The 24,068-nt window shown below is 67.6% G+C and carries 26 protein-coding genes; 13 read left to right on the top strand and 13 right to left on the bottom strand.

Annotation, left to right across the window (positions count from 1 at the left end):
- The 7 genes from VFC51_06920 to VFC51_06890 form a co-directional block, all read right to left on the bottom strand.
- The coding region (locus VFC51_06920) for a hypothetical protein (protein HZT06746.1) at positions 1-422 on the bottom strand (422 nt) is incomplete at its 3' end.
- Positions 423-615: 193 nt separating this feature from the next.
- Entirely contained in the window at positions 616-1,425 is an 810-nt protein-coding gene (locus VFC51_06915; GenBank protein HZT06745.1) for a hypothetical protein, read from the bottom strand.
- Between the two features lie 156 nt (positions 1,426-1,581).
- Positions 1,582-2,340 carry a Phenylacetic acid catabolic protein gene (locus VFC51_06910; protein HZT06744.1) on the bottom strand — a complete coding sequence of 253 codons (759 nt, stop codon included), beginning with the start codon at positions 2,338-2,340 and terminating at the stop codon, positions 1,582-1,584.
- Between the two features lie 61 nt (positions 2,341-2,401).
- Positions 2,402-2,824 carry a hotdog domain-containing protein gene (locus VFC51_06905; GenBank protein ID HZT06743.1) on the bottom strand — a complete coding sequence of 141 codons (423 nt, stop codon included), beginning with the start codon at positions 2,822-2,824 and terminating at the stop codon, positions 2,402-2,404.
- A gap of 70 nt (positions 2,825-2,894) precedes the next feature.
- Positions 2,895-3,617 carry an NRDE family protein gene (locus VFC51_06900; protein ID HZT06742.1) on the bottom strand — a complete coding sequence of 241 codons (723 nt, stop codon included), beginning with the start codon at positions 3,615-3,617 and terminating at the stop codon, positions 2,895-2,897.
- Between the two features lie 3 nt (positions 3,618-3,620).
- A complete protein-coding gene (locus VFC51_06895) occupies positions 3,621-4,526 on the bottom strand; it encodes an LLM class flavin-dependent oxidoreductase (protein HZT06741.1) in 906 nt (301 codons plus the stop codon).
- A 57-nt stretch (positions 4,527-4,583) separates the two neighbouring features.
- A complete protein-coding gene (locus VFC51_06890) occupies positions 4,584-5,576 on the bottom strand; it encodes an ABC transporter substrate-binding protein (protein HZT06740.1) in 993 nt (330 codons plus the stop codon).
- Between the two features lie 180 nt (positions 5,577-5,756).
- Here VFC51_06890 and VFC51_06885 point away from each other — a divergent pair, with 180 nt between their 5' ends.
- The gene (locus VFC51_06885; GenBank protein ID HZT06739.1) at positions 5,757-6,263 is read left to right on the top strand and encodes a flavin reductase family protein; all 507 of its coding nucleotides are present in this window, start codon (positions 5,757-5,759) and stop codon (positions 6,261-6,263) included.
- 47 nt (positions 6,264-6,310) lie between these two features.
- Complete coding sequence (locus VFC51_06880; protein ID HZT06738.1) at positions 6,311-7,051, top strand: SprT family zinc-dependent metalloprotease; 741 nt, start codon at positions 6,311-6,313, stop codon at positions 7,049-7,051.
- Here the strand turns inward: VFC51_06880 and VFC51_06875 are convergent.
- On the bottom strand, positions 7,048-8,022 hold the full coding sequence (locus tag VFC51_06875) for a PhnD/SsuA/transferrin family substrate-binding protein (GenBank protein ID HZT06737.1): 975 nt from the start codon (positions 8,020-8,022) through the stop codon (positions 7,048-7,050). The genes VFC51_06880 and VFC51_06875 overlap by 4 nt on opposite strands.
- A gap of 116 nt (positions 8,023-8,138) precedes the next feature.
- On the opposite strand from VFC51_06875, the gene VFC51_06870 reads away from it, so the two are divergent.
- The 6 genes from VFC51_06870 (at position 8,139) to VFC51_06845 (ending at position 15,833) form a co-directional block, all read left to right on the top strand.
- Positions 8,139-9,014 carry a xanthine dehydrogenase family protein subunit M gene (locus VFC51_06870; GenBank protein ID HZT06736.1) on the top strand — a complete coding sequence of 292 codons (876 nt, stop codon included), beginning with the start codon at positions 8,139-8,141 and terminating at the stop codon, positions 9,012-9,014.
- Positions 9,015-9,048: 34 nt separating this feature from the next.
- Positions 9,049-10,203: a 2'-deoxycytidine 5'-triphosphate deaminase gene (locus VFC51_06865; GenBank protein ID HZT06735.1), complete on the top strand. Its 1,155-nt coding sequence runs from the start codon at positions 9,049-9,051 to the stop codon at positions 10,201-10,203.
- A complete protein-coding gene (locus VFC51_06860; GenBank protein ID HZT06734.1) occupies positions 10,200-12,500 on the top strand; it encodes a xanthine dehydrogenase family protein molybdopterin-binding subunit in 2,301 nt (766 codons plus the stop codon). Before VFC51_06865 ends, VFC51_06860 begins: the two co-directional genes overlap by 4 nt.
- Positions 12,501-12,505: 5 nt before the next feature.
- Positions 12,506-12,997: a (2Fe-2S)-binding protein gene (locus VFC51_06855; GenBank protein HZT06733.1), complete on the top strand. Its 492-nt coding sequence runs from the start codon at positions 12,506-12,508 to the stop codon at positions 12,995-12,997.
- Positions 12,998-13,059: 62 nt separating this feature from the next.
- Positions 13,060-14,550, top strand: a complete 1,491-nt coding sequence (locus tag VFC51_06850) for a UbiD family decarboxylase (GenBank protein ID HZT06732.1) — start codon at positions 13,060-13,062, stop codon at positions 14,548-14,550.
- Positions 14,551-14,615: 65 nt separating this feature from the next.
- A complete protein-coding gene (locus tag VFC51_06845; protein HZT06731.1) occupies positions 14,616-15,833 on the top strand; it encodes an amidohydrolase family protein in 1,218 nt (405 codons plus the stop codon).
- A gap of 12 nt (positions 15,834-15,845) precedes the next feature.
- On the opposite strand, the gene VFC51_06840 is transcribed toward VFC51_06845, so the two are convergent.
- Together VFC51_06840 and VFC51_06835 are read right to left on the bottom strand one after the other, a co-directional pair.
- Positions 15,846-16,664 (bottom strand): hypothetical protein, encoded by an 819-nt coding sequence (locus VFC51_06840; protein HZT06730.1) that lies wholly within the window; start codon positions 16,662-16,664, stop codon positions 15,846-15,848.
- Position 16,665: 1 nt separating this feature from the next.
- Complete coding sequence (locus VFC51_06835; protein ID HZT06729.1) at positions 16,666-17,247, bottom strand: sigma-70 family RNA polymerase sigma factor; 582 nt, start codon at positions 17,245-17,247, stop codon at positions 16,666-16,668.
- A gap of 330 nt (positions 17,248-17,577) precedes the next feature.
- Between VFC51_06835 and VFC51_06830 the strand changes: the two genes are divergently transcribed.
- On the top strand, positions 17,578-18,102 hold the full coding sequence (locus VFC51_06830) for a hypothetical protein (GenBank protein HZT06728.1): 525 nt from the start codon (positions 17,578-17,580) through the stop codon (positions 18,100-18,102).
- A 51-nt stretch (positions 18,103-18,153) separates the two neighbouring features.
- Entirely contained in the window at positions 18,154-18,618 is a 465-nt protein-coding gene (locus VFC51_06825; protein HZT06727.1) for a hypothetical protein, read from the top strand.
- Positions 18,619-18,708: 90 nt separating this feature from the next.
- Here the strand turns inward: VFC51_06825 and VFC51_06820 are convergent, their stop codons facing one another.
- Positions 18,709-18,975: an Rdx family protein gene (locus VFC51_06820; GenBank protein HZT06726.1), complete on the bottom strand. Its 267-nt coding sequence runs from the start codon at positions 18,973-18,975 to the stop codon at positions 18,709-18,711.
- 85 nt (positions 18,976-19,060) lie between these two features.
- Between VFC51_06820 and VFC51_06815 the strand changes: the two genes are divergently transcribed.
- Together VFC51_06815 and VFC51_06810 are read left to right on the top strand one after the other, a co-directional pair.
- Positions 19,061-20,149, top strand: a complete 1,089-nt coding sequence (locus VFC51_06815; GenBank protein HZT06725.1) for a mandelate racemase/muconate lactonizing enzyme family protein — start codon at positions 19,061-19,063, stop codon at positions 20,147-20,149.
- A 72-nt stretch (positions 20,150-20,221) separates the two neighbouring features.
- Positions 20,222-20,998, top strand: coding sequence for an aspartate/glutamate racemase family protein (locus VFC51_06810; GenBank protein ID HZT06724.1), 777 nt, complete (start codon positions 20,222-20,224; stop codon positions 20,996-20,998).
- Positions 20,999-21,025: 27 nt separating this feature from the next.
- Here VFC51_06810 and VFC51_06805 read toward each other — a convergent pair whose 3' ends face one another.
- Entirely contained in the window at positions 21,026-22,084 is a 1,059-nt protein-coding gene (locus VFC51_06805; GenBank protein HZT06723.1) for a hypothetical protein, read from the bottom strand.
- Positions 22,085-22,205: 121 nt separating this feature from the next.
- Between VFC51_06805 and VFC51_06800 the strand changes: the two genes are divergently transcribed.
- Complete coding sequence (locus VFC51_06800) at positions 22,206-23,210, top strand: PhnD/SsuA/transferrin family substrate-binding protein (GenBank protein HZT06722.1); 1,005 nt, start codon at positions 22,206-22,208, stop codon at positions 23,208-23,210.
- 51 nt (positions 23,211-23,261) lie between these two features.
- Here the strand turns inward: VFC51_06800 and VFC51_06795 are convergent, their stop codons facing one another.
- Positions 23,262-23,939: a hypothetical protein gene (locus VFC51_06795; protein ID HZT06721.1), complete on the bottom strand. Its 678-nt coding sequence runs from the start codon at positions 23,937-23,939 to the stop codon at positions 23,262-23,264.
- Positions 23,940-24,068 lie beyond the last annotated feature (129 nt).

The following is a 24,068-nucleotide window of genomic DNA, read 5'->3' as shown; positions in this document are numbered from 1 at the left end:
CGCCCCTCCATCCCTCGTCGAGCGCCGTCGAGGACGAAGACGTAGCCACACGCGGGATCTGGCCGGGACACGGCCGGTGCGAAGGCGAGAAGCGACGCGACCAAACCCGCCGACGGCACCACCGCGTCCGCGGAGACCCAGCGCTGCGCGATCGGGACGACGCGAAGTCCCGCGTCCATGAGGGCCGGCGTGAGCGCGAGCGCCGACTCTGGGTTCCCGCGATCCACGAACACGTGGGGTCGGTCACCGCCGCTATCGCGGATTGCAGCCAGGAGCGACGGGTCGATTCGGCGGTAGCTGGGTTCCCGAATTGGGACGGGTTGGAGAAATGGCGCCGCGCAGACGTACATCCAGTACGGTCCGGCCGCCCGCTGCCATCGACGGAGCGCCTGGGCCAGCAGGCGACCCGTCGGGACGATCAACGGGCGCCAGGCGTTGACTCGGACGTCGCTGCTTGCCCCCCGGCCTCTCCGCCGGCGGCGAGAATCTGACGCAGGCGCGCGCCGTCGACGGGCTTGAGATGGGGGAGTACCTCGAGCCATCTCCGACGCGACGTGGGGTCGAGGAGCGGGCTGCGGCGGATCAGGCGCGCCAACTCCCGTTGCTCCCGCGCGGTCAACTGCTGCTCGCCGATGCTCCACCCCTCGCTCCCGCCGAGAACCCTCCCGACTTGGGCGCCACCGACGCGCTCTTGCCACCGACCGCGCTGACACTGGCTCCGCTCTTGTTCGTTGCCGCCACGCCGGCGCCGGCGCCCCCCGCGCGTCCGCTCACGGCGTGGCTGGCGCCAAATGTGCGCTCCGCAGCGGGCCGCGGGGCCACGGAGGCCGTCGAGCCATCGACGGTTCCCGTGCTCGGGGCTGTTTGGGACGGCGGGTCATAGTATCGTGGCCCGGAGTACCCGCCGTAGTACCCGCCACCGACGTAGAAGGGTCGCCAATAGACGTAGTCGCGATTCTGGGCCGTCGGAGTGGCGGCGCCCCCCTGGACGCCAGCAAGCTGGATCGGGGTGTCGGCCGACAGATGCAGGATAGGATCGCCGGAGATGGGAACCTCTAATGTGGGATTCCCGTCGGCCTCGGCAAGGCGCAAGAGACTCACGCGGGCGGGTGTACCCTGGCCCCCCGAAGCGCCAGGTTGTAGCCAGGAGAACTGATACACGCCCTGAGGATCGCGCGTGATGGAATTGGCGACCACGGGATAGCTGCCCGATTGCGTCGGCAGGCCGGACCGGACCTCCTGCGTCAGGGGTTGCACGCTTGGAACCGCTGTTTCACCCCCGGCGCTGCTGCAGGCGGCCAGCGACGCCGCGAGCAGGAGGGCGGCGGAGAGCCGAATTGTCGGCTGCGCTTGGTGTCGGAGATAGGAGCTGACGTCGTATGCCAGGTCGAGGAGGCGTTCCAGCACCTCGGTGCGCTGATGCAACTCCGCGGGCGGGGGATCCTGGGGAGCGCGGCCTTCCCTGCGATTAGGTTGCGATCGCTTATCGGTGCGTTTCACTGTCGCCTCGGGCGCGGAGCTCGCGTCGAGCCCGCGCATTCTCTCGCGTGATCGATGCCGGCCACGTCGCGGGCAGCGCCGCTAAGCGACGCGTCGATCGAAGTGCTCGTCGGGGGCACTCAGCCCCATCTTCTCCAGGATCGGGGCAACTTCGTCGATGTACATGCGCCGCGCTTCTTCGTTCCGCCACCGCTTGACGCCGAGGCGGACGGCCATCTCGCTGCCCGCGGAGCCCGTGTGGCCGAACATGTCGAGGGCGCGCGGGTACCACTTGTTGACGGCGGCTTGCGCCAGCTCACGATTGCCGTAGTAATCCGGATCGTTGGCGATTCGGTTCAGGGTGTTTCGACCCGCGCCGATGTGGAGATTTTCCTCGGCAAGCATCTGGGGTATGGCGCGGGCGAGCGGACCGTAGCTGCATTCCTGAAAGGCCCGCAGCTGGTACATGCCCACCCGGTCGACCAGGCAAGCGAACGCCGCGACGTCCTGCCACGTCTCGAAGTCCATGTTGAAGGAGTCGAGCTTGTGCTCGTGCTCCTTGCGGTGCAAGAGGTCCTCGATATATCTGCGTCCATCGGCCCCAAAGTCCTCGAGGAGCTTGACCATCTGCCAGCCGTGGCGCATCTCATCGGCGATGATCCGCGCCTCGATCCACCGATCCTCGAACGTCGGCGCCTTGTCGAGCCAGGGGCGGTGCTGCTGGACCGATGCGAATTCGGTATCCGCCTGCACCCACAGCAGCTTGATCAGGAAGTCGCGGTATTCGTCTGGAAGCTCGTGGGCATGTTCGAACTTCCGCACGCCCTTCATCTCGCCCCACTGGATGTCTCGTGTCTGCATTGACTGGTGTCGCTCCTTCGCCAAGTTCGGCGCATCCCGTCGATCGCGCAGGCCACTCGCCTCACAATCGCGAGCGATCCGCCCCCAATTTTCGCATGAATTCTTCCATGAGCACGATCTTGCGGGTCTGGGTCCCGCGGGCGACCTCGCGAAGCGATCCCGCGTTCCGTACTGTGAACCGGAAGACCAGATCGCGGTCCTCGGCGACCTCGAGCAGGACGTCGGCGGTGACGGTGTCGCCTACGCGGCTCGGCGCGAGATGCTCCAGCACGACCTCGAACCCAACGCTCGTGTACCCATCCTCGAGATACTGGTCGGCCAGCATATAGGTCGCGTCCTCGACGAGCTGCAGCAGGCGCGGCGTCGAGAGCACGGCCGGCAATTTCCCGCCGCTGGCAAAGGCGGCCGTGTGCTCCGACGCGACTGTCAACTCTGCCTGTCCCCTCAGGCCAATCGACCCCGTGAAATACGGAACGGCTCCCATGTCGCTCACCTCGCCTCGCTCAGTCTGCACAACAAGCGTACCGCTTTCGCGCGGAAAGGCCGCCGGCGATTCAGCCCTGGGCCCCAAGCTCTACGGGAGCATAGCTCTCGTCCGACGGCGGGCCGTTGGCGTGCCAATACGCGGCGATGCGGCCATCGGTCGACAGCGCGATGAGACTCGACGAGACGGTCCCGCGCTCGCCGCCCGGTCGGCAGATCGGAGTGGGGCCGTCCGTGTCTGCGCAGATCCGCCCGAGCTGGCGCAAGACCTCGTCGAGGGGATCGCCGCGATAGTCGACCCTGGCGAGAAGCTCGAGGCCGCGCGAGGCGGTCGGCAAGCCGGGCCCGTCGGGGTCGCCCTCGTTGGTGATGACGTGCGGCCCAGGCTCGAACACCTGCCGGTCGCCCCGCCACGTCATCGACCAACTCCCGTGGACGTCGGCGCAGAGCAGATTGAACGGGTTGTAGCGCGAGGCGGCGAGGCGCTCCCTGATGGTTCCCTCCGCATCGGCCGTCGACCGGCTGAGGAGCACGTCGAGGCAGAGCCCGCCGCGCGAGGGCAGGGTCCGATCGATCGCGCCATCGCGGCGGTTCGTGATTGCTGCCAGTACGCCGCGGTCGTTCACGCCGAGCCAGGTGCCGCCAGCAGCGACGTCGCGACCCGCCCAGATCCCCGGGCTGGTATCCCACCGGTGTGGCGGCTCAGACGGCCGTGCGCGCGATTCATCGCGGTTCGCCGCGACAATGAGCGGATAGTCGTCACGAACCCGCGTCAGGATAAGGATGAAACACATGCGCTAAGCGCGAAGCCGGGGGAGTACCTGTTCGCAGAATCGATCGAGGGACGTCAAATCGGCCGTCAGGCTGCCGACGATCATCGTTTGCACGCCCGCTTCAAAGTACTCGTGGGCCCCACGCACGCAGTCGTCCGCGGATCCGAGGAGGAAGCCTGTCGTGTCCATTCGCCGCGTGCCGTAGTAGTTCATCCGGTAGGCGAGCGCCTTTGCCTCTGCGCGCTCTCGATCGTCATCGACACAGGCGTACACGAGCGCAGCGGGCGTGATCTCGCCGATGTCGCGGCCGGCCGCTTCGGCAAATCGGCGAATCTTGTCCCAATTTGCGCGAAAGCCAGCGGGTCCGCTGCTCGAGCTCCCGATGTACCCGTCCCCCACCCGGACAATTCGCTTGAGCGCCGAGTCCGCGCCGCCGCCGAACCAGATGGGAATGTGGCTTTGCGCTGGACGGGGACCGATAGCCCCCACGTCGATCTGATGAAAGTTCCCCGCGTGCCTCACCTCGTCGCCGGACCAGATCGCCCGCAGCAATCGGACGTCTTCCTCGAGCCGGCTGCCGCGATGCTCGAATGGGATCTCCCCGGCGGCAAAGTCATCTGGCCGGCTTCCTGCGCCCAGGCCGAGAATCACGCGGCCCCCAGAGAGCCGATCGATGCTGGCGACCATCTTGGCGAGCAGGGCAGGGCGGCGAAGCGCGCCCAGCAAGACGCAGGTGCCGAGTCCGATGCGCGTCGTCGTCGCGGCGACGGCCGCCAGCGTCACGAGCGGGTCCTGGTTCGGGAAGACCAGGCGGTCGCTGACCCATACCGAGTCCAATCCCGCCATCTCGGCGCTTCTGCCGAATTCGATCGCCGTTCTCGCCTCCGCGTCGGGGGCAGAGGTGGGGATCGTGAGGCCGATGTGGATCATGCCCGAGCGCTCCTCTCGGAATCGTGATGAGTGCAGGATGCCGTGTTGGGTCGCCGCCTAGCGCCCTCCGCCAGGCAGCGTTGATGGATGGAACAGATCCTCGGGCGGGACCGGACGCTCGAAAGCGCCGAGCCGGTGCAGAAAATCGATGAACGCCGCGATGTTTGCGCGCGCCGTATCGCTCAATCCGTAGACGTGCGGGTCCTCGCCGAGCAGCTCGATCTCTCGCTCGGCGAGGGCTTGCTCGTCGGCCGGCCGATACGCGGCCGCGCGGCGGTTCGCCTGGGAGAAGGCCTCGACAACCTGGCCAGGGATCTCCGGGTGGGCGCGGGCTACGTCCGGGTCGACCGTCGCCAGATCTGAGATCGGATAGAGCCCGGTCCGCCGGTACGTCTCGGCAATCACCCCGGGGTCCTCAATGAGCGGCCTGGTCCCTGGATAGCGCGCGAGAAGCTGATCGATAGAGTCCGCGCCGAATAGCGAATGGTACCGAGGACCGGTGGTCTCGATGACCGCGTCCACGTCGCCGCGCAGCAGCATCGCGAACTCGGCCTCCTCCGAAGTCGGGCCGTCGTGGAGGCGGAGCCCCATCGCGTTCGCTGGGAGGGAGGCGGGATCGCCCATGAACCAGTCGATGCTCATGAGATCGATGCCATAGGCGTGATCGAGGACCATGAGGACAGCCGCCCCTGTTCCTGATTGGATCGTGAGCCGCGAGCCGATTCGCTTGCCGGCGAGATCGCGCGGGTGATGCAGCGGAGAGTCCGCGCGCACGATGATGTTCCGCTGCATATGCTCGCGCCCGAACCAGACGGGGATCGCCCGCGCGGGGCGGCCCTTCAGCAGCTCGAGCACGAGGCGGCGCACGCCGTTCTCTCCCACCGCTACGTCGCCCTGCTCGGTCGCGATGAATCGATCGGGCGCGTTGTCGATCTCCGAAACGCATTCCCACGTTAGCCCCGGAATGCGGACGCTCCCATCTTCCATGGCGCGCGTCCAGGGGGCGGGTGGGATCACCATGCGCAGGTGGATGCTCGTCGATTGGGCCATGCAGTACTCCCGAGAAGATCCATCGAATAGTACCGACGCCTACGGGGCGCGGCAACCCGTCCGGTCGGTTTAAGTCTTGAGGCAACACGCCCGCGTTGCGGCGGACGATCCTGAGACCCATAATGCTGCGGCCGCACGCGCGCCCGGCCCTCGCCCGATCCTCGTTCCCATGGAGGAGTTGTGCTCCAGGAAGCCCCCCTGAAATCCGCCTTTCGCGCGACGCCCAGCGGGCTGTATCTCTACACGACATCGCGGGACGGACACCCCAATGTGCAGTTCGCCTTCCGCGCGATCGGGATTTCCGAGGATCCCCCGCTGCTCCTCATCGGCATGCAGCAGGGCAACTACAGCTACGAGACGGTGCGCCTGACGGGCGAGGTGGTCGTCAACACCTGTTCGGAAGCGCACGTTGGTGCCATCGATCGGAGCCGCGGCCTCAGCGGCCGAGAGACGGAGGACAAGTTCGCGATTCTGGGACTGACGCCCCTTCCGGCGAAGGTCGTGAAGCCGCCTCTCGTGAAGGACAGCTACGCCAGCGTCGAATGTCGCGTGGTGCGCGAGCTTGGGAGCGCCGGGAGCACGGCCCTGATCCTGGTGGAGGCCGTCGCGTACCACGTTGACGAGACACACCCGCCCGTCACGAGGCTCGTCGGCAAGACGCAGCGCCTCGGCCCGCCGATCGACTGATCCCCGTGCCGAAGCCGCGCACGCCCAGCTCCACCGGCGGAGAGGTGATGAACGAGGACACACCCCTCCGCTACATCGTGGTCCGGAGCGCGCGACGGCGGCGGACCTTTGCACTCACCGTGGAGAGGGACGGGACGGTGCGCGTCGCCGCGCCGATGCGGGCCCGGGCCGAGGAGATCCGGCGCTTCGTCGAGCGGCATCGGCGGTGGATCGCCAGCCGGCTGGCCGCGCGCCCGCCGGACCGAGCGCCGCTCCAATTCGCGAGCGGGGAATGCATTCCCTACCTGGGACGTCCCCTCCGCCTTATCGTCGAACCTGGCGCCGCGACTCGCCCGCTGGTGGCGCGCCGCGAAGGCGCGCTCTTCGTCATCGAGCCCGCGTCGCTCGGCGGGGACGAGCGGCGTCGAATGCTCTCGGCCGCGATCGAGCGCTGGTATCGCGCGGAGGCGGCGACTCGGCTGTCGTCCCACGTGGCGCGCTGGGGCGTGGTGATGGGCGTGGAGCCGCGTGCCGTTCGCGTCAGGGACCAGCGCCGCCGGTGGGGGAGCTGCGGCGCGGACGGCACGCTCCGCTTCAACTGGCGCCTGGTGATGGCGCCGGCCGACGTGATCGACTACGTCGTGGTCCACGAGCTGGCCCATCTCCGCGTGCTCGATCACTCCCCGGCGTTCTGGGAGGAGGTCGGACGAATCCTGCCGGACTATCGGGCGTTGCGCGCGAAGCTCAATGCCATTGGCCCGTCGCTGACCATGGAGTTCGCGGTAGCGCCGACCGAGGGCGCCGGTTAGCTCACGTAACGCGGACTTTCCCGGAGCGTGCTCTCTACGAAGAGCGACTCGACCTCGGGCGCGGTCGGAATCAGCCCCTGACCCTGCGAGTAGCGGATGAGCGCGGTGAGCGCGGCGCGGTTGGGCTCCAGAGCATAGGGCCACGGATCGGGACCGAGGACCTTCTGCTGCTCCTCGATGAGATCCTGCACCCATGCGAGGGCTGTCTGTCGCGGGTCCGCAAGTCGGCGGTAGCAGCGCTCCTTCGCCTCGCGAAACGCGCGGAGCATGCTCACCGCCACCCACGGATAGGCGTGGAGAACGTCATTGCGAATCGCCACGGTGTGCATGATGGGGAAGATGCCGGTTCGGCGGAAATATTCGACCTCCACTTCCTTCGGCCGCTCGAAGAGGCGCCGCACCCGCGGGTCTCCTTTCGCGAACGACGGGAGCGTCTCTGGATAGATTGCGGCGTCCAGCTGCCCCTCCACCAGCATCCGGTCGAGATTGCCGCCCTCCGGGACCCGCTGGATCTGGAGCCAGGCCGGCGGCTCCCACGGCGTTTCCTCTTCGTCCTGGGTGTACCAGCGTGCACTGGCGATGTCGAAGCCGTAGTCGTCGGCGAGAATGCCCCGGGTCCAGACGCCCGCCGTGTTCTGGAACGTACGCAGCGCAATTCGCTTGCCGTTCAGGTCCCGAGGCTGGTCGATGCCCGCGTCGGCCCGGCAGAAGACGAACGAGTGGCGAAAGCGCCGGTGGGGAAACACGGGAATCGCGGTGAACTCGCGCTTTTCCGCGTAGGCGACGAGATAGTGCGACATCGACAGCTCGGCGATGTCGAACTCCTCGAAGCGCATCATGCGCCAGTGGCGCTCGGGCGAAGGCATGGGCAGCACGGTCAATTCCACGCCGGGCGGGCGAACCGTCCCGTCGATGAGCGCTCGCGTCAGGTCGTAGTCGCCACATGCCAGCGTGAGCCGAATGTCTCCCATCACTCCTCCCGTCTCGTCGGCCAAATCCTCCGGCATGCCGCGGGGGAATGCAATCCCGGACGGGGGCGCCATGCTTCCAGCATGGGGTACAGTTTCGCGTCGGAGGATTCGCGCTGGTGAGCGACTTCGCCCTGCACAAACCCACAACCCTTGCCGAAGCGGTCGACGTGCTTGGCAGCTACGGCGGCCAGGCGCGACCCATCGCAGGCGGCACGGCGCTCGTGGCGATGATCCACCAGGGGCTTGTTCGCCCGGCCGCCCTCGTCCGACTCGACGGCATCTCCGGCCTATCTGGGGTTCGACGAGACGACGGCGCGCTTCACCTCGGCTCTCTCGCGACGCTCGCCGACATCGCGTCCTCGCCCGCCGTACGGCAGGGCGCTCCCGTCCTCGCGCAGGCGTGCGGCCTCGTCGGCAACGTCCGCGTGCGGAACGCGGCGACGATCGGCGGAAACGTCTGCGAGGCGGACTACGCGTCCGATCCACCGGGCGTCCTCTGCGCGCTCGGAGCGCGCGTGCGAATCGCCGGCCCCCGGGGCGAGCGCGAGATCGCGGTGCACGAGCTGATCACCGACTTCTACGAGACGAGCCTCGCGCCCGACGAGATCGTATCTGAGGTGCTGGTCCCGCTCCCTCCATCCAACGCCCGATGCGTTTACCTGAAGTACGTCACGCGCTCCTCGGAAGACCGACCGTGCGTCGGCGCGACCGCGCTCTTACGCCTCGACGGGAATCGCGTCGAGGAGCTTCGCGTCGCCGTCGGCGCCGTCGGAGGATCGCCCCTTCGCCTGCCTGCCATCGACGCGACCGCCGCCGGAATGCCGGCCACCGTCGATCTGTTCCGTCACATTGGCCAGGCCTATGCCGACCAGGCGGAGCCCGTCGCCGACGCGCGCGGATCGGCCGCGTATCGTGCGCGAATGGTGGCAGTGTTTGTGCGCCGAGCCCTGGAAGCCGCGGCGGCCGGGGACGTCGGCGCGCGACGGGTCTGACGATGGCGGGGTGCGCGCGCGGGCGGGACCAGGAATGAGCGCGCAGTCGCCCACCCTTTTCCCCGAGCTGGGCGTGGCCGCCCACCGAGCGACCGGAATTCTGCCATCGCAGAGCATTCGCACGCTCATCGACGCCGGTTCGATTCCCTCATCCGCGCCCATCGAGCCGGCCCAGATCCAGCCGGCGAGCCTCGACCTGCGACTCGGGCCGGTCGCGTACCGGGTGCGCGCGAGCTTCCTTCCCGGCCGAGGGTCCACGGTGCTCAAGAAGGCAGAGGAGTTCAAGACCCACGAGATCGACCTGACCCGGCCCGCCGTCCTAGAGCGCGGATGCGTCTACCTCGTGCCGCTCATGGAGGAGTGGCGCCTGCCCCCGAACATCTCGGGAAAGGCGAACCCGAAGAGCACGACGGGTCGGCTCGACGTCTTCACCCGGCTGATCACGGATTACGCAACCGAGTTCGAGCGCGTGGCGGCCGGCTACTGTGGCGGCCTGTACCTGGAGATCGTCCCCCGGACGTTCAGCATCCTGGTTCGCGCCGGCACCCGGATGAACCAGATCCGATTCATCCGCGGGGCGCCCCAGCCCGGCGACGGCGCCCTGGCGCGCCTCCATCAGACCCAGACGTTGCTGTACCTGCAGGACGAGGCCGTCGAGTCGCCGACCATCGCCGACGGGCTGTGGATCTCCGTCGACCTCGACGGCGTGCAGGGCGCCGCCATCATCGGCTATCGCGCGAAGACCCACGCGCCCCTGATTGATCTCGACCGTGTCGCCTATTATGATCTCACCGAGTTCTGGGAGCCGATCTCTCGCCCGCGCGCCGGCCGCCTCATCCTCAACCCCGAAGACTTCTACATCCTCGCCTCGAAGGAGCGGGTCCGCGTGCCACCGGCGTATGCCGCGGAGATGGTCGCCTATGACCCATCCGTCGGGGAGTTTCGCATCCATTATGCGGGCTTCTTCGATCCCGGCTTCGGATACGGAAGCTCTGACATCAAGGGGACGCACGCGGTGCTGGAAGTCCGCTCGCATGAGGTGCCCTTCGTCCTGGAGGACGGTCAGCGGGTCGGACGTCTCCAGTTCGAGCCGCTGATCGAGATACCGGACCGCGTCTACGGCCGATTGATCGGCTCAACCTACCAGGGACAGGATCTGGCCCTGAGCAAGCAGTTCAAACGGCCATGACCCAGACGATCCCGCCGCCCCGCGCCCAGATGACCCAGCGCGACCGCGACGCCGTCATGAAGGTCACGGCGCAGATCCCGTACGCGCTGAACGTCGAGCTGCCCGGCATGCTGCACGCCCGCTGCGTCCGCAGCCCGTATCCTCACGCCCGTATCGTTCGCGTTGACGCCTCGCGGGCACTCGCGCACCCGGGCGTCGTCGCCGCGCTGACCCGCGACGACCTGTCCGATGGTCGCCTGTTCCCCTACTACGGCGCCGCCATCAAGGACCAACCGATCGTCGCCATCGACAAGGCGCGCCACGTAGGTGACGTGGTCGCCGCGATCGTAGCGGAGACGCCGGACGCCGCCGCGGATGCCATCGACCTCGTGGAGGTGGAGTACGAGGAGCTGCCGGCGGTCTTCGACGCCGTGGAGGCGCTCAAGCCCGACGCTCCGCTCGTCCACGAGCAGATCGTTGGCCATTACGAGTTCGCCGCCGGAGGAATCCAGCCGCAAAACGGGACCAACCTGATCAACCACATGAAGGTACGGCGCGGCGACGTCGAGGCGGGATTCGCCGAGGCGGAGATCGTTCACGAGGACGTCTTCTCGAGTCCCGCCCTGCACCACTACCCGCTGGAGCCGCACGTCACGGTGGCGCGCTGGGAGGATGACGAGCTGACCATCTGGTCCTCGACCCAGATGCCCTACTTCGTCCGGCAACAGGTCGCCGACGTCTTTCGCATCCCCGCGGAGCGCGTCCGCGTGCTCGTCTACACCCTCGGCGGGGGATACGGCTCGAAAACGTACACGCGCATGGAGCCCCTGGCGGCCGTGCTGGCCCAGAAGGCAATGCGGCCCGTGCGTCTCCTCCTTACGCGCGCCGAGGGCTTCGTGACGACGACCAAGCACGAGGCCCGCGTCCGCATCAAGACCGGCCTCAAGCGCGATGGGACGATCACCGCGCGCGAAGTCGAGGTCCACTACAACGGCGGCGCCTACGCGGATCGGAGCGGGACGATCGCGCGCTCGGGCGGAATTGGCGCGTCGGGGCCATATGGCATCCCGAACGTCAAGGTCGACGCCTACGCCGTGTACACGAATCGGCCGAACGCGGTGCCGTTCCGCGGCCTAGCCGTCTCGCAGGTCGCGTGGGCGTACGAGCGCCACACCGACGAGCTGGCCCACGCGCTGGGAATGGACCCGCTCGAGTTTCGGCGGAAGAATCTTCTCCGGACCGGCGACCGTTTCGCCACGAGCGAGGTGCTGGAAGACGTCCACTTCGTCGAGCTGCTGGAGGACGCGGCCCGGGCCATCGACTACGACGGCCCGCTTCCCGAGCCATCTGGGCCCAACAAGCTCGTCGGGCGCGGCCTCTCGACCATTATCAAGCACATGGGCAGCAATCCGGCGACCACGACGTTGATGATCCGTCTCCGGTCCGACGGCGCCATCAGCGCGCTCAGCAGCACCGTCGACATCGGCCAGGGCTCGCGCACGGTGCTCGCCCGCGAAGTCGCCCGCGCCCTCGGGGTCCCGGAGGACCGCGTCGACGTGCCGTTCGTGGACACCCGCTCCACCCCGCCGGACCAAGGGACCAGCTCGAGCCGATCCAGCTTCTTCAACGTCCTGGCCGCCCACGTCGCGGCCGAAGACCTCTACCGTCAGCTTCGCGGGCTCGCCGGTCAGGTGTTCGAGGTCCCTGAATCGGAGGTGACCGCGGAGCGCGGATTCGTCCGCGTCGGCCAAGGGGAGCCCGTCGACATCGCCGCCCTGCTCCGGCAGGCCGGCGTGGAGAGCCTGGCCGGCGTCGGCGGGTTCAAAACGGAGATTGGGGTCGACCCAGAGACCGGCCAGGGTAAGGCGTCCCATCATTGGCACCAGGCGGCGGCCGCGGCGACGGTGGAGGTCGATCGCGAGACGGGCAAGGTCACCTTACTGAAGCTCCACCTGGCAACCCATGCCGGGCGCGTCATCGACCGCCCAAACGCCGAGCTGCAGAACGAGGGCTGCGCCGCGTTCGGCATCTCTCAGGCGCTGTTCGAGGAGATGCTGTTCGAGGACGGCCAGGTCACGAACCCCAACCTCTCCGACTACAACATCTCGTCCATGGAAGACTTCCCCGCCCCGTTCACGACGACCCTCGCGGAAAGCCCGGACCCCAACGCCGAAGTCCACGGGCTCGGGGAGACGGGCCTCCCCGCCGTTCCGCCGGCCATCGGCAACGCGGTGCGCGACGCGATCGGCGCAGCCGTAAACCGCATCCCGCTCACGCCGGAGCGCGTGCTGGACGCGATAGAGGGGGCGAGCCGTTGACGGGCGTGACGCTCCACGTGAATGGCGACCTCCACGTCGTCGACGTCCCAAACTCGCGCACGCTCCTCGAGGCACTCCGCGACGAGCTGAAGCTGCTCAGCGTGCGCGAGGGGTGCGGCATCGGCATGTGCGGCGCGTGCACGGTGCTCGTCGACGGCCGGCCCATCAGCTCCTGCCTCGCCCTCGCGGCCATGGCGGAAGGCCACGAGGTCCTCACCCTCGAAGGGCTCGGCATTCCCACAGACGAATCGGGCGTCCGCGACGTCGCGCACCTGGACCCGATCCAGGCCGCGTTCGTGGCGCGAACGGGTTTCCAGTGCTCGTACTGCACGCCCGGCATCCTCCTCACGACCAAGGCGCTCCTCGCCGAGCGGCCCGACGCCACCGACGAGGAGATCCGCGCGTATCTCGCGGGCAATCTGTGTCGGTGCGGGAGCTACGTAAAGATCCTCGACTCCGTGCACGAGGCGATCGCCCGTCTCGCTGCCGGCCGCTAGCCCGAACCGGATTCGATTTCCCCGCTCCCTATAATCCGATCAGCCACCGATGGGAGGAGTCGATGCCGGTACGGGACCTCCGCGAATGGATCGAGCGCGTTGACGAGATCGGGGAGCTGTCCCGCGTGGACGGCGCGGACCCCGAGTACGAGCTGGGTGGGCTCGTCGATCTGTACCAGTGGGACATGGGAAACCCGGCTCTGCTTTTCGACCACATCCGAGGGTACCGGCCCGGGCACCGCATCGTCGCCAACGTCTTCACGTCGCTGCGCAGGCTCGCCATCAGCCTGGATCTCCCCCTCGATTACGGCCCGCGCGATTTCGTCCAGGCATGGCGCACGCAGCTCAAAGACCTGAAACCGCAGCCGGCCGTGACCGTCGAATCCGGCCCCGTTCTCGAGAATCAGCAGCGGGGAGACGCCATCGACCTCACCCAGTTCCCCGCGCCCATCTGGCACCGAGACGATGGCGGACGATACATCGGCACGGGCAACATCGTGGTGATGCGGGATCCGGACACGGGCTGGGTCAATTCCGGGACGTACCGGGTCCAGATGCACGACGCGCAAACGGCCGGCATCTACATCTCGCCGGGCAAGCACGGCCGCCTCATTCGGGACAAGTACTGGAGCCGCGGAGAGGCCTGCCCGGTCGCGGTCTGCGTCGGGCAAGATCCTCTCCTGCTCCTCCTGGGTGGGCTGGAAGTCGACTACGGAACCAATGAGTACGACGTCGCGGGCGCGATTCGGCGCAAGCCGATCGAGCTGATCTCCGCGCCCTATACGGGCCTGCCGGTCCCTGCGACGGCCGAGATCGTGCTGGAGGGCGAGATTCCGCCAGGTGAGATGCGCTCCGAGGGGCCGTTTGGCGAGTGGACCGGCTACTACGCGAGCGGCGAGAAGGACGAGCCGATCATTCGCGTTCGGTCGGTGCTCCATCGCGACGACCCGATCGTGCTCGGCTGCCTCCCCGGCAAGCCGCCCAACGACAACACCTACTTCCGGAGTCCGCTCCGGGCCGCCCTCATCTGGGACGAGCTCGAGCGGTCCGGCGTGCCCGGTGTCGTCGGCGTCTGGTCGCACGAGGCTGGGGGTGGCCGGATGTTCAACGTCGTGGCCATCCAGCAGATGTATCCGGGCCACGCCAAGCAGGTCGGCATGGCGACGGCGAGCTGCCACGCTGGCGCTTATGCGAACCGCTTCGTGGTGGTCGTGGACGACGACATCGACCCGTGCGACACGAACCAGGTGCTCTGGGCGATGTGCACGCGCACGGACGTCGTCGAAGATGTGGACGTGATGAAGCGCTGCTGGAGCACGCCGCTCGACCCCATGGCCTACGCGGGCGAAGGGCCCCGGTATTTCAACAATCGGATGATCATCGACGCCTGCAGGCCCTACGATCGGGCGAAGACCTTTCCAACCGTCGCGCGCGTCGGCGATGCCGAGGCGAAGGAGCTTCGCGCGAACTGGCCGGAGCTCTTCTCGCCGGACGGCAGGGCGCGACCGCAAGCGACGCGCGCCAGCCACGCGCTAGCCAGCCAGCGGCCGTGACGGCGGAAAGCCGCATAATAGCGCCAACAGTGGAAGGAGAACCGCGTTTCTCACGGGAGGGCATGATGGCACGCGAGTATCGCTATATCTCTGGCGATTCGCATCTCGAGATCGATTCCCAGCGGTGGATTCACCGCGTTCCGGCGCAGTATCGCGATCGCGCCCCCCGCGTCATTCGCCTGCCGGATGGCGGCGACGCATGGATGATCGAGGGACGTCCGTTGCGCGAGGTGCCATCGGATCTGTACGGCGGGAAGGGCCGCGAGCGCTGGTGGCCCTTCGGACAGAACTACGAGACGACGCCCGGCACCGGCACGCCCGAGCAGCGGCTCGCCGAGCAGGACCGCGACGGGATCGACGCGGAAGTGATGTTCCCCGGCGTGTCCGGCCCGGGCCTGTGGAGCGCTATCGCCGATCGGCAGGCCTATCTGGCGGTCGTGCGTGCCTACAACGACTTCCTGGCTGAGGAGTACTGTGCCGTCGCCCCCGATCGCCTCATCGGGCTGGGAGTCATCCCATGGACGGGCGTCGACGACGCCATCGCCGAGATGGAGCACTGCGCGAAGCAGGGCTTGAAAGGCGTCATGCTCGGCACGTTCCCCAGTGGGCTCGGCCGTCCCAGCCCCGAGGACGACCGCTTCTGGGCCGCGGCCCTCGACCTCAAGGTCGCCATAACCGCCCACGAGCAGTTCGACCGCACCGGCCCACGCGCGGGCGCCCTCCTGAAGTACCCCAGCGCACCCAAGGACGTGATCGATCGCATCAGCGAGCCGCGCGACTTCTGCGGGCAGATGGTCAAGTTCGGCCGCCTCGGCGGCGTCAACGCCATCCAGCTCGTTCTGGACGGGGTGTTCGACCGCTTCCCGGACCTGAAGGTCTTTTTCGCCGAGACGCAGATCGGCTGGATCCCCTTCTATCTGGAGATGTGCGACGTGCGCTACGAGCGGCACGAGCTGTGGGCGCAGAAGCTCCTCGGCTTCAAGCCGCTGAAGGGGCTCCCGAGTGAGTACGTCCACCGGCACGTGTTTTGGGGTTTCCAGCACGACTTTGTGGGCGTGGAGCTGCGCCACCACATCGGCGTCGATCGAATCATGTGGGCCATCGACTTCCCCCACCAGGACTCCGAGTGGCCCAATTCGATGGCCCTCATCGACAAGATGTTCGCGAGGGTGCCCGCCGAGGAGACGCGGCGGATCGTGGCCCAGAACGCTATCGACTACTTCCATCTCGACGGGGTCGCGGTCACGCCCGATTCCAGCCGCCAGGCGGTCGCCGCCGGCTAACGAGTCGGCGCGTCACGCGCCCCGGATCGGGCCGCGAAGCGGGACGCGCGGTCGCTCTCCCGGGAGTCGCGCACGCTGAGTCTCGAGGTGATCGCGGAGCTGTTCGAGGGAAGGACGAATCTCGGGCGGACTGTCCTGCAGCACGATGTCCAGGCGCCGCTCCATCTCCCGAATCACCGCCTCGGTGCGCAGCGCCGGCCGGGGACTTCCCTCGTTCTCCAGGGCGATGGCCTGATCGACGATCGCGTCCGTCGTCGAGGCGAGCCGGGACGCCAGCGGCGCGACCACGCCCGGACCTTTCTTGGCTCGCACTGCCAACGCCAGCTCGACGGCACGGCGACGCATCAGCCGCGCATAGAGGCTCAGCCGCGCCAGGTCGTCGCGCGCGAGCCACACCTCGGCCGATTCCTGGGCCTGCTTGACACCATACAGCGGGCTGTCCGGCAGGCTCGCGTCCGCGGCTGTCACGACGCCATACCCGCCGGCCACCAGGACGACCAGCGCGGCGGCCGCGATAGCGGCGAAGCGGACGGCTCGACCTCCCCGCCACATCTCCCCCACGCGCGCCAATCCGTACCGACGCTTGGGCGCAGGCTCCGCGATCAGCGCCTGATGGAGCCCCCGTTCGAGAGCTGCCTGAAACTCGGGGGTCGGGTCCTCGACGATCGCTGAGAAGCGACGCCCAATGGGGACCAGTCGCCGCAGCTCCGCCCGATACGCAAGAGGATAGTTTTCGATACAGGCGTCCAATGGCTCTCCCCCGCGTACCCGCTCGCAGCAGTCGCTCAACGCGGCGGCGAAGGCCGGGTCCGAGTCGTGCGGATCGACCACGTCAGCTCCTTTCCGCGCTCGGCGCTTCGATTCGCGGGCGCATGAGCAGGCGGTGAAGGCTGGCAAGGGCCCGATGGTGGAGCTGGTTGACCGCGTTCGCGTCCTTCCCGACGATGGCGGCGGTCCGCCGGTTGTCGTAATCCAGGATGTACTTGCACACAATGACCTCTCGCTGGTCGTCGGTCAGGCGCGCGAGGGCCCGACGGACTTCGTCGCGGTCGCCGTTCGCGAGCGCCACTTCCTCCGGCCCGAGCGCGCCATCCTCCAGACCGGCCGCGTCCTCGAGCGCGCGAACCGGGCGGCGATATCGCTCGCGCAGCACATCGGCGATCTTGTGGCGCGCGATCTGGAAGAGCCAGCCCAACAGCGCGTTCTCGTCCGCCCCGCGAAATGTGGCGATCCCTTTGACGGCCGCGAAGAACACGTCTTGCGTCACCTCCTCGGCGAGATCGCGCGTGTCGACCCGAGCTGCGACGTACCGGTAGATCGGAACGACTGTGGACCGATAGATCGATTCGAAGGCGGGGCCGTCTCCGGCTCGGGCGCGGCGGATCATCTCGCCGACGTCGGCTGACGCGTCCACGCAACCTCCTTGATCGGTTCACCCCATGCCGGCGCCATGACTATAGTCGCCGGCCACCACACAAAACGTACGGCCGTACTTCTGCGAGCCGATCGGCTGTGGACGGGTCGGCCGATTTTCGCCGATTTTGCCGCCAGCCCGTACGTTCCCCGCAACCTCCGCGACTCTCATTTCAGGAAGGCGAAAACGCAGACGTGCGCGATCGCCCCCCATCCGCCACGAGGCGGATCGCGAACACGCGGCACGCTCATCCACCCACCGCGGGGGTGATGGCGTAGCCCACCGTTCGGCGCACGGTCGTAGGACCCGCGCGCCACAAAGGAGTGAGAGATGAGACGAACCATCGCCATCGTAATCGGGGTCGCGGCCTCCGCGTTCGTGATCGGCATCGGGAGCGCCCGCGCCCAAAGCAACCAGCAGGCACAGGGGGTCCCGCTGACGGCCATCGCCGTGGCCATGGGCCAGCTCCGCGAGGCGGACGGCGGAACCGCCACCATCGACCTGCGAGCCGGTGCCCGCAATGACAAGGCGATCGGCAACCTGCGCTTCTACTCGCCGACCGATGGCTACTACAACGGCGCCGTGCGGGCCCTGACCGTGACGAACGGAGCCGTCCATGCGACCGGAGGTGGCGCGCTGGTAGAGCCCGACGGATCGCGGCAGCGGGTGCAATTCACCGCGGACTTCTCCGCCGATGGGCAGCAGGTCACCATCACGGTGCAGGGATCCGGCGCCGAGTCGTACACCCTCGCGGGACGGCTCGACCCGGGCTTCGTTCGGGCCGGCGCCCCCAGCACCGTGCTTCCCGATGGCGTCCGCAGGCCAAGCAACCGCGCGCGCCCGCCCTCGCCGTGAGTTCAGCCGAAAACACCACGTCCCGAACAGCCGGAATTTGAGGAGAGAAACATGACACGCGGTCTTCTGGCGCTCGTTGGCGCCACAGCAGTTCTGGTCTCGACGACGATCTCGGCGCTGGCATGGAGCGGGGGTGTCGATGGAGCGACTATCGTACCGCCCGAGGCGCCGACGGGGTACTACATCTGGCACGATGACGGGTTCCACGTGCGTACGCACGGGCCAGGCGAGCAGCACTTCTTCACAGCGCGCCTGCACACCGACGGAGTGTTTCAGAACGTCGACACGGTTCGGCTCGAAAGTCGAGACGACGCGCGGATCGTCGACGGCGGCCACACCTTGGTTTTGCAGCTCCATACATATGGCGCCGAGGATGGTGTGAACTTCACCATCAGCGGGGGCACCTCCTTGCGCTTCGCGCTCGATCTCGACGGTCACTTCATCTCGACACGGAAGATCTTCCTCGGGCCGGACGGGTTCCACCCACCCTCCAACCCCTTCACGATTCACCGCTAGAGGGTCGGACGAAGACTGTCACGCCGAGCCGGCGGTCGAAGAATCGGTGAACCGCCGGGGAGTCGGGCGAAGAAGTCCGACTCCCCGGCCCTATCCGGCTGCGTCGTCCCGAAGCTTTTCTCGCACGACGGCAGCGATGTCCCGCGATTCCGGGAAGCCGCCCTCGCGATACATCGAGTGGACGAGGTCGTCGCCCACCTTTACGTCGAAGGAGCCCTCGAACCACGGCACGATCTCGATGGCCGAGAGGTCGGTCTGGAACTCCTTCATCAGGTCCTGGGCGAGCCCGAGCGCCTGACCTTCATACCCACACTCGGCGCAATATGTGATCGTGACCTTCACCGGTTTGCGCGCCATTGCCTTATCCTCCACCTGCCCTACACAAATGGTGCCTCGCACGACAGTACTATAGTCCGAGCACAGGAACCGGTCGGAGGACGCGGTGCGCATCGACGCCGTGCGGAGCTGGATCGTCACGATGGGGCGGACCGACCCGTCGTGGAAGACCGCTGCGTACGCCGCCACGAGCGTGGACGCGTGTATCGTCGAAGTGCGGGCCGACGGGTTGACAGGCCTGGGCGGGGCCGCCGGCCGTCCGCCCGGACGGGGCATCCAGGCGAGCCGCATTCTCGCCGACCTTCACGGGCCGGCGGCGAATGCGCTCATCGGCGAAGACGCCCTCGCCCGAACGGATCTGGTGGAGCGGCTGCGGCGCGCCGGGCTTCATCAATCGGCCATCAGCGCCGTGGATATGGCCCTGTACGACCTGCTCGGCAAGGCGGCAGGTCTCTCCCTCCACAGGCTCTGGGGCGGCGCACAGCTCCGATCGATCCCCGTGGTGCGGATGATTGGCATCAAGCCGCCACGAGACCTGGTCGCCGCGGCGGAGGATCTCGTGGAGAGCGGGTTCGCGCATTTCAAGGTGAAGGTGGGGACCGGCGTCTCCGAAGACGTCGCCCGAATTCGAGCGCTGCGCAGCGAGCTGGGGGACAACCTCTGGATCGGAGTGGACGCGAACGGGGCCTACTGCCCCGACGAGGCGCTCGACCTGTGCCGCGCCCTCGCGCCCTTCGACGTCCGCCTCCTCGAGCAACCCGTGGACTATGCCGACATCGCGGGGCTGGCAATGGTGACGAAGGGCAGCCCGATCCCCATCATGGCGGACCAGATCATCACGAGCGTTGAATCGGCGCTCCGCGTCTGCCAGGCGGGGGCGGCGCACGTGGTCTCCCTGAAGGTCGGCCAGGCGGGCACTCTGGACCAATGCCGCCGGATCGCCGAGCTGTGCCTGGCGTTCGGCGTCGGCGTCCACATCGGCGGCTCAGCGCGACCGGCCGTGGTCGACGCCGCCCACGCCCTGATTGCCGCCGCCCTGCCCGGCGTCTCGCCCGAGTGCGAGATCGGGGAGAGCCTGGCCGTCACCGGAGACGCCACCGGCCCGCCTCCCATCCGCGACGGCCATTGGCTGGTCGGCGATTCGCCGGGGCTGGGAATCGCGCTCAGGCCGCCCACCGGCGAGGAGACCGCCTGAGCCCGACGGCGAAGAGCGGTGCGCTGCGGGAAGATGTCGGCAATGTGGCCCGACAGACCGAAAGGAGCCGTTATGCGAATCATGTTCCTGAACCAATCGCCCCGAAACCCGAGGGGCGACGCTGTCCACGAGCGCACCCAGGCCCTGCTCCGCGGCTACGCCTCGCCGGGGACCGAGCTGGACCTCTGCTACCCCGACGAGTTCGAGGGCGCTCGCGTTATGCGCGCGATGGGGGCCCAGAGCGTGCTGACGGGTTTGCATCATGCGATGGCCACCGCGGCCCTCATCCGCAAGACCGTCTGGGCCCAGGATAGTGGGTACGACGCCGTCATTCAGAGCAACACCTTCGATCCCGGTGTGGAGGCCGGCCGACTGGCCGTGCGCATCCCGGTGATCGGAATCCTCCGAACGGCCCTCCACGTCGCCACGAACCTGGCCGACAAGGTCGGCATCACCGTGCCCCTGGCGGGACACGTCCCGTACACGTGGCGGATCATCCGCTCGTACGGCATGCAGGACTTCGTGACGGACATTCGGCCGGTCGAGATGTACGGCGAGGACATGGACGCGCGAAAGGACCAGCTCTTTCGCGCGGCCGTGGACACGATGACCGCCCTCGTCGCCGAGACGAACCCGCAGTGCATCATCCCGCTCGGCGGCGCCCTCATCCCATACGTGGTCTCACCGAGCGACCTTCAGCGGGAAGTGGGAATTCCGGTCCTGAACACGAAGGCGATCGCCATCGGCTTCGCCGAGATGTGCGTGCGAAACGGAATGTCTCACAGCCCGGTCACGTACCCGAGCGCGCCCCTTCGGTCGGAGGACTTCGCGGCGCACGCGTACGACTGACCGATTCTGGACGGTCGCCGCTCTGCGCTATGCCGGCGCGGCCCAGAGGACGCGGTCCGCGGGCAGGGAAACGCCCAGGTCCCGCCAGGTGTCGCCCCGATCGCGCGTGATCCAGACCCAGCCGCGGCCGGCCTCGCCGTGCGCATGCCCTCGGCTCACCTCGCCCACGCCGGCAAACGCGGAGTTCGCGTCGACGGGATGCGCGATGAGGGTCGAGATCATCGCGTCGATTGGCTCCGGCTGTGCCTCGGCCACCCGCCGCCAGGACTCGGCGCAATCGTCGCTCCGGAAGATCGCGGCGCGCGCGGAATAGACGCCCTCGGGACGCTGCCAATAGCCCGGCGACTTGTCCGCCGTCGCGATGAGCATCGTCGGGCTCTGCCCCTCGGATTCTGGCGCGAGGAACACGAAATCGTGGAAGTAGTCCCGCGTGAACCCATTTTCGGCCCTCGTCCACCCGTGGGCGGGCTCGCTCGCAGTGAAAAAGCCGCGGGCGGACGAGACGAAGTAGCGATCGAATCGCCCCGGCACGCTGGCGACGAGGTGGATGTCGAGGTAGTCGATGCCGCCGCTCACGTCATCCCAGGATTGCCCGCCGTCGAAGCTCCGGATGATGCCGCCGTGTTCGAGCCCGAGACACAGAAGATTCGAATCCTCGTCGTGCACGAAGATGCTCCGAACGTGTCCGACGCCCGAGACCGGCGACCACCAGTTGTCGCGCACCTCCTCGGGCATGTCGAACAGGCTCGTCACCTCACGCCAGCTCCGGCCGCCGTCGTCGCTGCGATAGAGCTGGGTGGGCTCCATGCCTGCATACACGACCTCGTCATTCCCGGGGTCCACCGCGATGGAGCGCACGTCCCCGTCGAGGGTTTTCGACCAGGTGCGCCCAGCATCCACCGTTCGGTACACACCGTCGTGGGCGACGCCGGCGTACACCCGCTCTGGCCGCTTGAGGCTACCGCCGATGGAGTCAACAATTCCGCCCCGCAGGTGAACCGCCTCTTCGCGCCAACCACCGCTCCCCTCGCGCAGTACGTACAGGCCTTCATGGGTCCCCGCATACAGACGAACGCTGCCCGGCATTGGCCTCTCCTTTCGTGATCACGAATATATGCTCTCATGGAGCTCACCTGTCCAGCCTGCGCTCCACGGGAGTAGACTTCCTGCTGACGAAACGGTTGCATTCCCGCGGAGGTAAAGTCGAATGGCCGCGACGAAGCAGCTCACGCTCCAGGTTCCCAGTATGACCTACGACATCATGCGGCCATTTCTCGAGAAACGGGTGCCCATCGAGGGGGTCGAGATCCAGATCGGGCAGGCGCCGGTCATGATCTACAAGGACGAGCCGACCCTGCGCGAGGGCAACTTCGGCCTCGCCGACCTGAACCTCGGGTACTGGCCGCAGGCCATCGAGCAGGGATGGGAGATCGTTGCCCTCCCGGTCTTCTCCAAGCGGAAAGGCGCCTACCAGTTCATTTTCGTCCGTACCGATCGCGGCATTGAGAGCCCCAAGGACCTGGAGGGCAAGGTCGTCGCCTCCCGGTCGTATGGCACATCCCTGACCATCTGGGCGCGCGGACTCCTTCGCGAACGGTTCGGCGTGGACATCTCGAAGATGCGCTGGGTCGTCTGGGTCAAGGATCATTTCCCCGTCTACGCGACGCCGCAGAATGGCGGCAAGGGCGACGGGACCTTCGAGCCGGAGCTGTTCCGCGACCCGCAGAAGAGTGTCGTCAACGCGCTCCTGGATGGAGACGTCGACGCCATGATCACGGATATCTCCGATGGCGAAGCCATCCGCGCGCTGAAGGCGAGTCCCAACGTGCGGCGCCTGTTCCCCAGCTACCAGGCCGAAGACGAGCGGCTCTATCGCGAGGAGGGCATATACACGCCGGTGCATCTCATGGTCATGAGTAAGAAGCTCGACCGGGCGCGACCGGAACTGGCCATGCAGCTCTATCAGGCGTTCGAGAAATCGAAAGAGATGGCCTATACGGACATCCTCAACGACCGGGCCGGCTTCGGCGTGCTCTACCTGCGCGAACATATGGAGGAGCAGATCGAGAAGTGGGGCGACCCGTTCAAGTACGGGATCACGGCCAACAAGCGCACGATCGACTCCTACATTCGCTTCAACGCCGAGCAGGGCCACATCCGCGCACCACTGGCGTACGAGCTGCTCTTCGCGGGGAGCACGCTCGACACCTAGTGGGTCAGCTCGACGTCGCGGCGGAGGATGAACCCCCGCCCCCCGTGGCCATCAGGTTGCTTCGACACTCAGGAGACGAACGCCCTCGTACGTGCCGTCGGGCCCGAATTTGAATGCTGCGTGCGCCCACCCGAGGATGGCGCACGCGTGGCACCCATCGAGCAATCGGTATTTCAGCAGGAACCGCTGGCCGCCATCGTCGGTGGGCTCCACGCCCTCGAATGATGGGCCGGGCGCCCAGAAGAGCACGTCCGGGTGCTCCGCCAGGATCGCCTGGTAGTCGGCATCTCGCTCCGGCCGCAATGCGCTCCCCGCCTGCTCGGGATAGATGACCGCCGGCATCCCTCCCAGGAATGCCATCTGGGTGTTTTCGTTGGCGCGCCAGGGAACGAAGATCGTGCCGAGTTGAACCGGATCGAAGTCCTGAATGTCCGTCAGAAACCAGCCGGTGAGGTGGAAGAACGCGATGGCATCTGGGCTTGCCCCGTCGGCCATCATCACGCCCGCGACACACGCCAGCCGCTGCTGGCAGCGAAAGAGATCGGCGCGGACCTCTTCGCCAGGGGACCAGATCTGCGCGGGCCCGAACGCGACGTTCAGCAGCGTGGGTGTCCCGTAGTCGACGGGTTGTTGGGCCGTCCCACCCCGGGCCGGCTCACCATCCCTGAGGAGAACCCCGGCAACGACCGCCGCCAGAGCCAAGGTACCAAATGCCGCGCGCGTCTTCATCCTGCACCCCCTCCAGCAGGCTGGCCTGCGAGCCCCTCCGGTTTCGTTGACCGGCCGGCGGCGTGCCACTACTATGATCACGGGGCCGGCTCCGCGGCCACCACCCGCGGACGCCGGAGAGCCATCGGT

This window comes from Chloroflexota bacterium, from assembly GCA_035652535.1.
In the GTDB taxonomy this organism is placed as follows: Bacteria; Chloroflexota; UBA6077; order UBA6077; family SHYK01; genus DASRDP01.
Note: the sequence above shows the minus strand (reverse complement) of the source record. Positions and strands in the feature narration are given on the sequence as shown.

What these genes read in the sequence shown, in the direction of transcription:
- VFC51_06910 (HZT06744.1), bottom strand. Translation starts at nt 2,340, where the DNA reads ATGCAGACACGAGACATCCAGTGGGGCGAGATGAAGGGCGTGCGGAAG.
- VFC51_06905 (HZT06743.1), bottom strand. Translation starts at nt 2,824, where the DNA reads ATGGGAGCCGTTCCGTATTTCACGGGGTCGATTGGCCTGAGGGGACAG.
- VFC51_06900 (HZT06742.1), bottom strand. Translation starts at nt 3,617, where the DNA reads ATGTGTTTCATCCTTATCCTGACGCGGGTTCGTGACGACTATCCGCTC.
- VFC51_06895 (HZT06741.1), bottom strand. Translation starts at nt 4,526, where the DNA reads ATGATCCACATCGGCCTCACGATCCCCACCTCTGCCCCCGACGCGGAG.
- VFC51_06890 (HZT06740.1), bottom strand. Translation starts at nt 5,576, where the DNA reads ATGGCCCAATCGACGAGCATCCACCTGCGCATGGTGATCCCACCCGCC.
- VFC51_06880 (HZT06738.1), top strand. Translation starts at nt 6,311, where the DNA reads ATGAACGAGGACACACCCCTCCGCTACATCGTGGTCCGGAGCGCGCGA.
- VFC51_06875 (HZT06737.1), bottom strand. Translation starts at nt 8,022, where the DNA reads ATGGGAGACATTCGGCTCACGCTGGCATGTGGCGACTACGACCTGACG.
- VFC51_06865 (HZT06735.1), top strand. Translation starts at nt 9,049, where the DNA reads ATGAGCGCGCAGTCGCCCACCCTTTTCCCCGAGCTGGGCGTGGCCGCC.
- VFC51_06860 (HZT06734.1), top strand. Translation starts at nt 10,200, where the DNA reads ATGACCCAGACGATCCCGCCGCCCCGCGCCCAGATGACCCAGCGCGAC.
- VFC51_06850 (HZT06732.1), top strand. Translation starts at nt 13,060, where the DNA reads ATGCCGGTACGGGACCTCCGCGAATGGATCGAGCGCGTTGACGAGATC.
- VFC51_06845 (HZT06731.1), top strand. Translation starts at nt 14,616, where the DNA reads ATGGCACGCGAGTATCGCTATATCTCTGGCGATTCGCATCTCGAGATC.
- VFC51_06830 (HZT06728.1), top strand. Translation starts at nt 17,578, where the DNA reads ATGAGACGAACCATCGCCATCGTAATCGGGGTCGCGGCCTCCGCGTTC.
- VFC51_06825 (HZT06727.1), top strand. Translation starts at nt 18,154, where the DNA reads ATGACACGCGGTCTTCTGGCGCTCGTTGGCGCCACAGCAGTTCTGGTC.
- VFC51_06820 (HZT06726.1), bottom strand. Translation starts at nt 18,975, where the DNA reads ATGGCGCGCAAACCGGTGAAGGTCACGATCACATATTGCGCCGAGTGT.
- VFC51_06810 (HZT06724.1), top strand. Translation starts at nt 20,222, where the DNA reads ATGCGAATCATGTTCCTGAACCAATCGCCCCGAAACCCGAGGGGCGAC.
- VFC51_06805 (HZT06723.1), bottom strand. Translation starts at nt 22,084, where the DNA reads ATGCCGGGCAGCGTTCGTCTGTATGCGGGGACCCATGAAGGCCTGTAC.
- VFC51_06800 (HZT06722.1), top strand. Translation starts at nt 22,206, where the DNA reads ATGGCCGCGACGAAGCAGCTCACGCTCCAGGTTCCCAGTATGACCTAC.
- VFC51_06795 (HZT06721.1), bottom strand. Translation starts at nt 23,939, where the DNA reads ATGAAGACGCGCGCGGCATTTGGTACCTTGGCTCTGGCGGCGGTCGTT.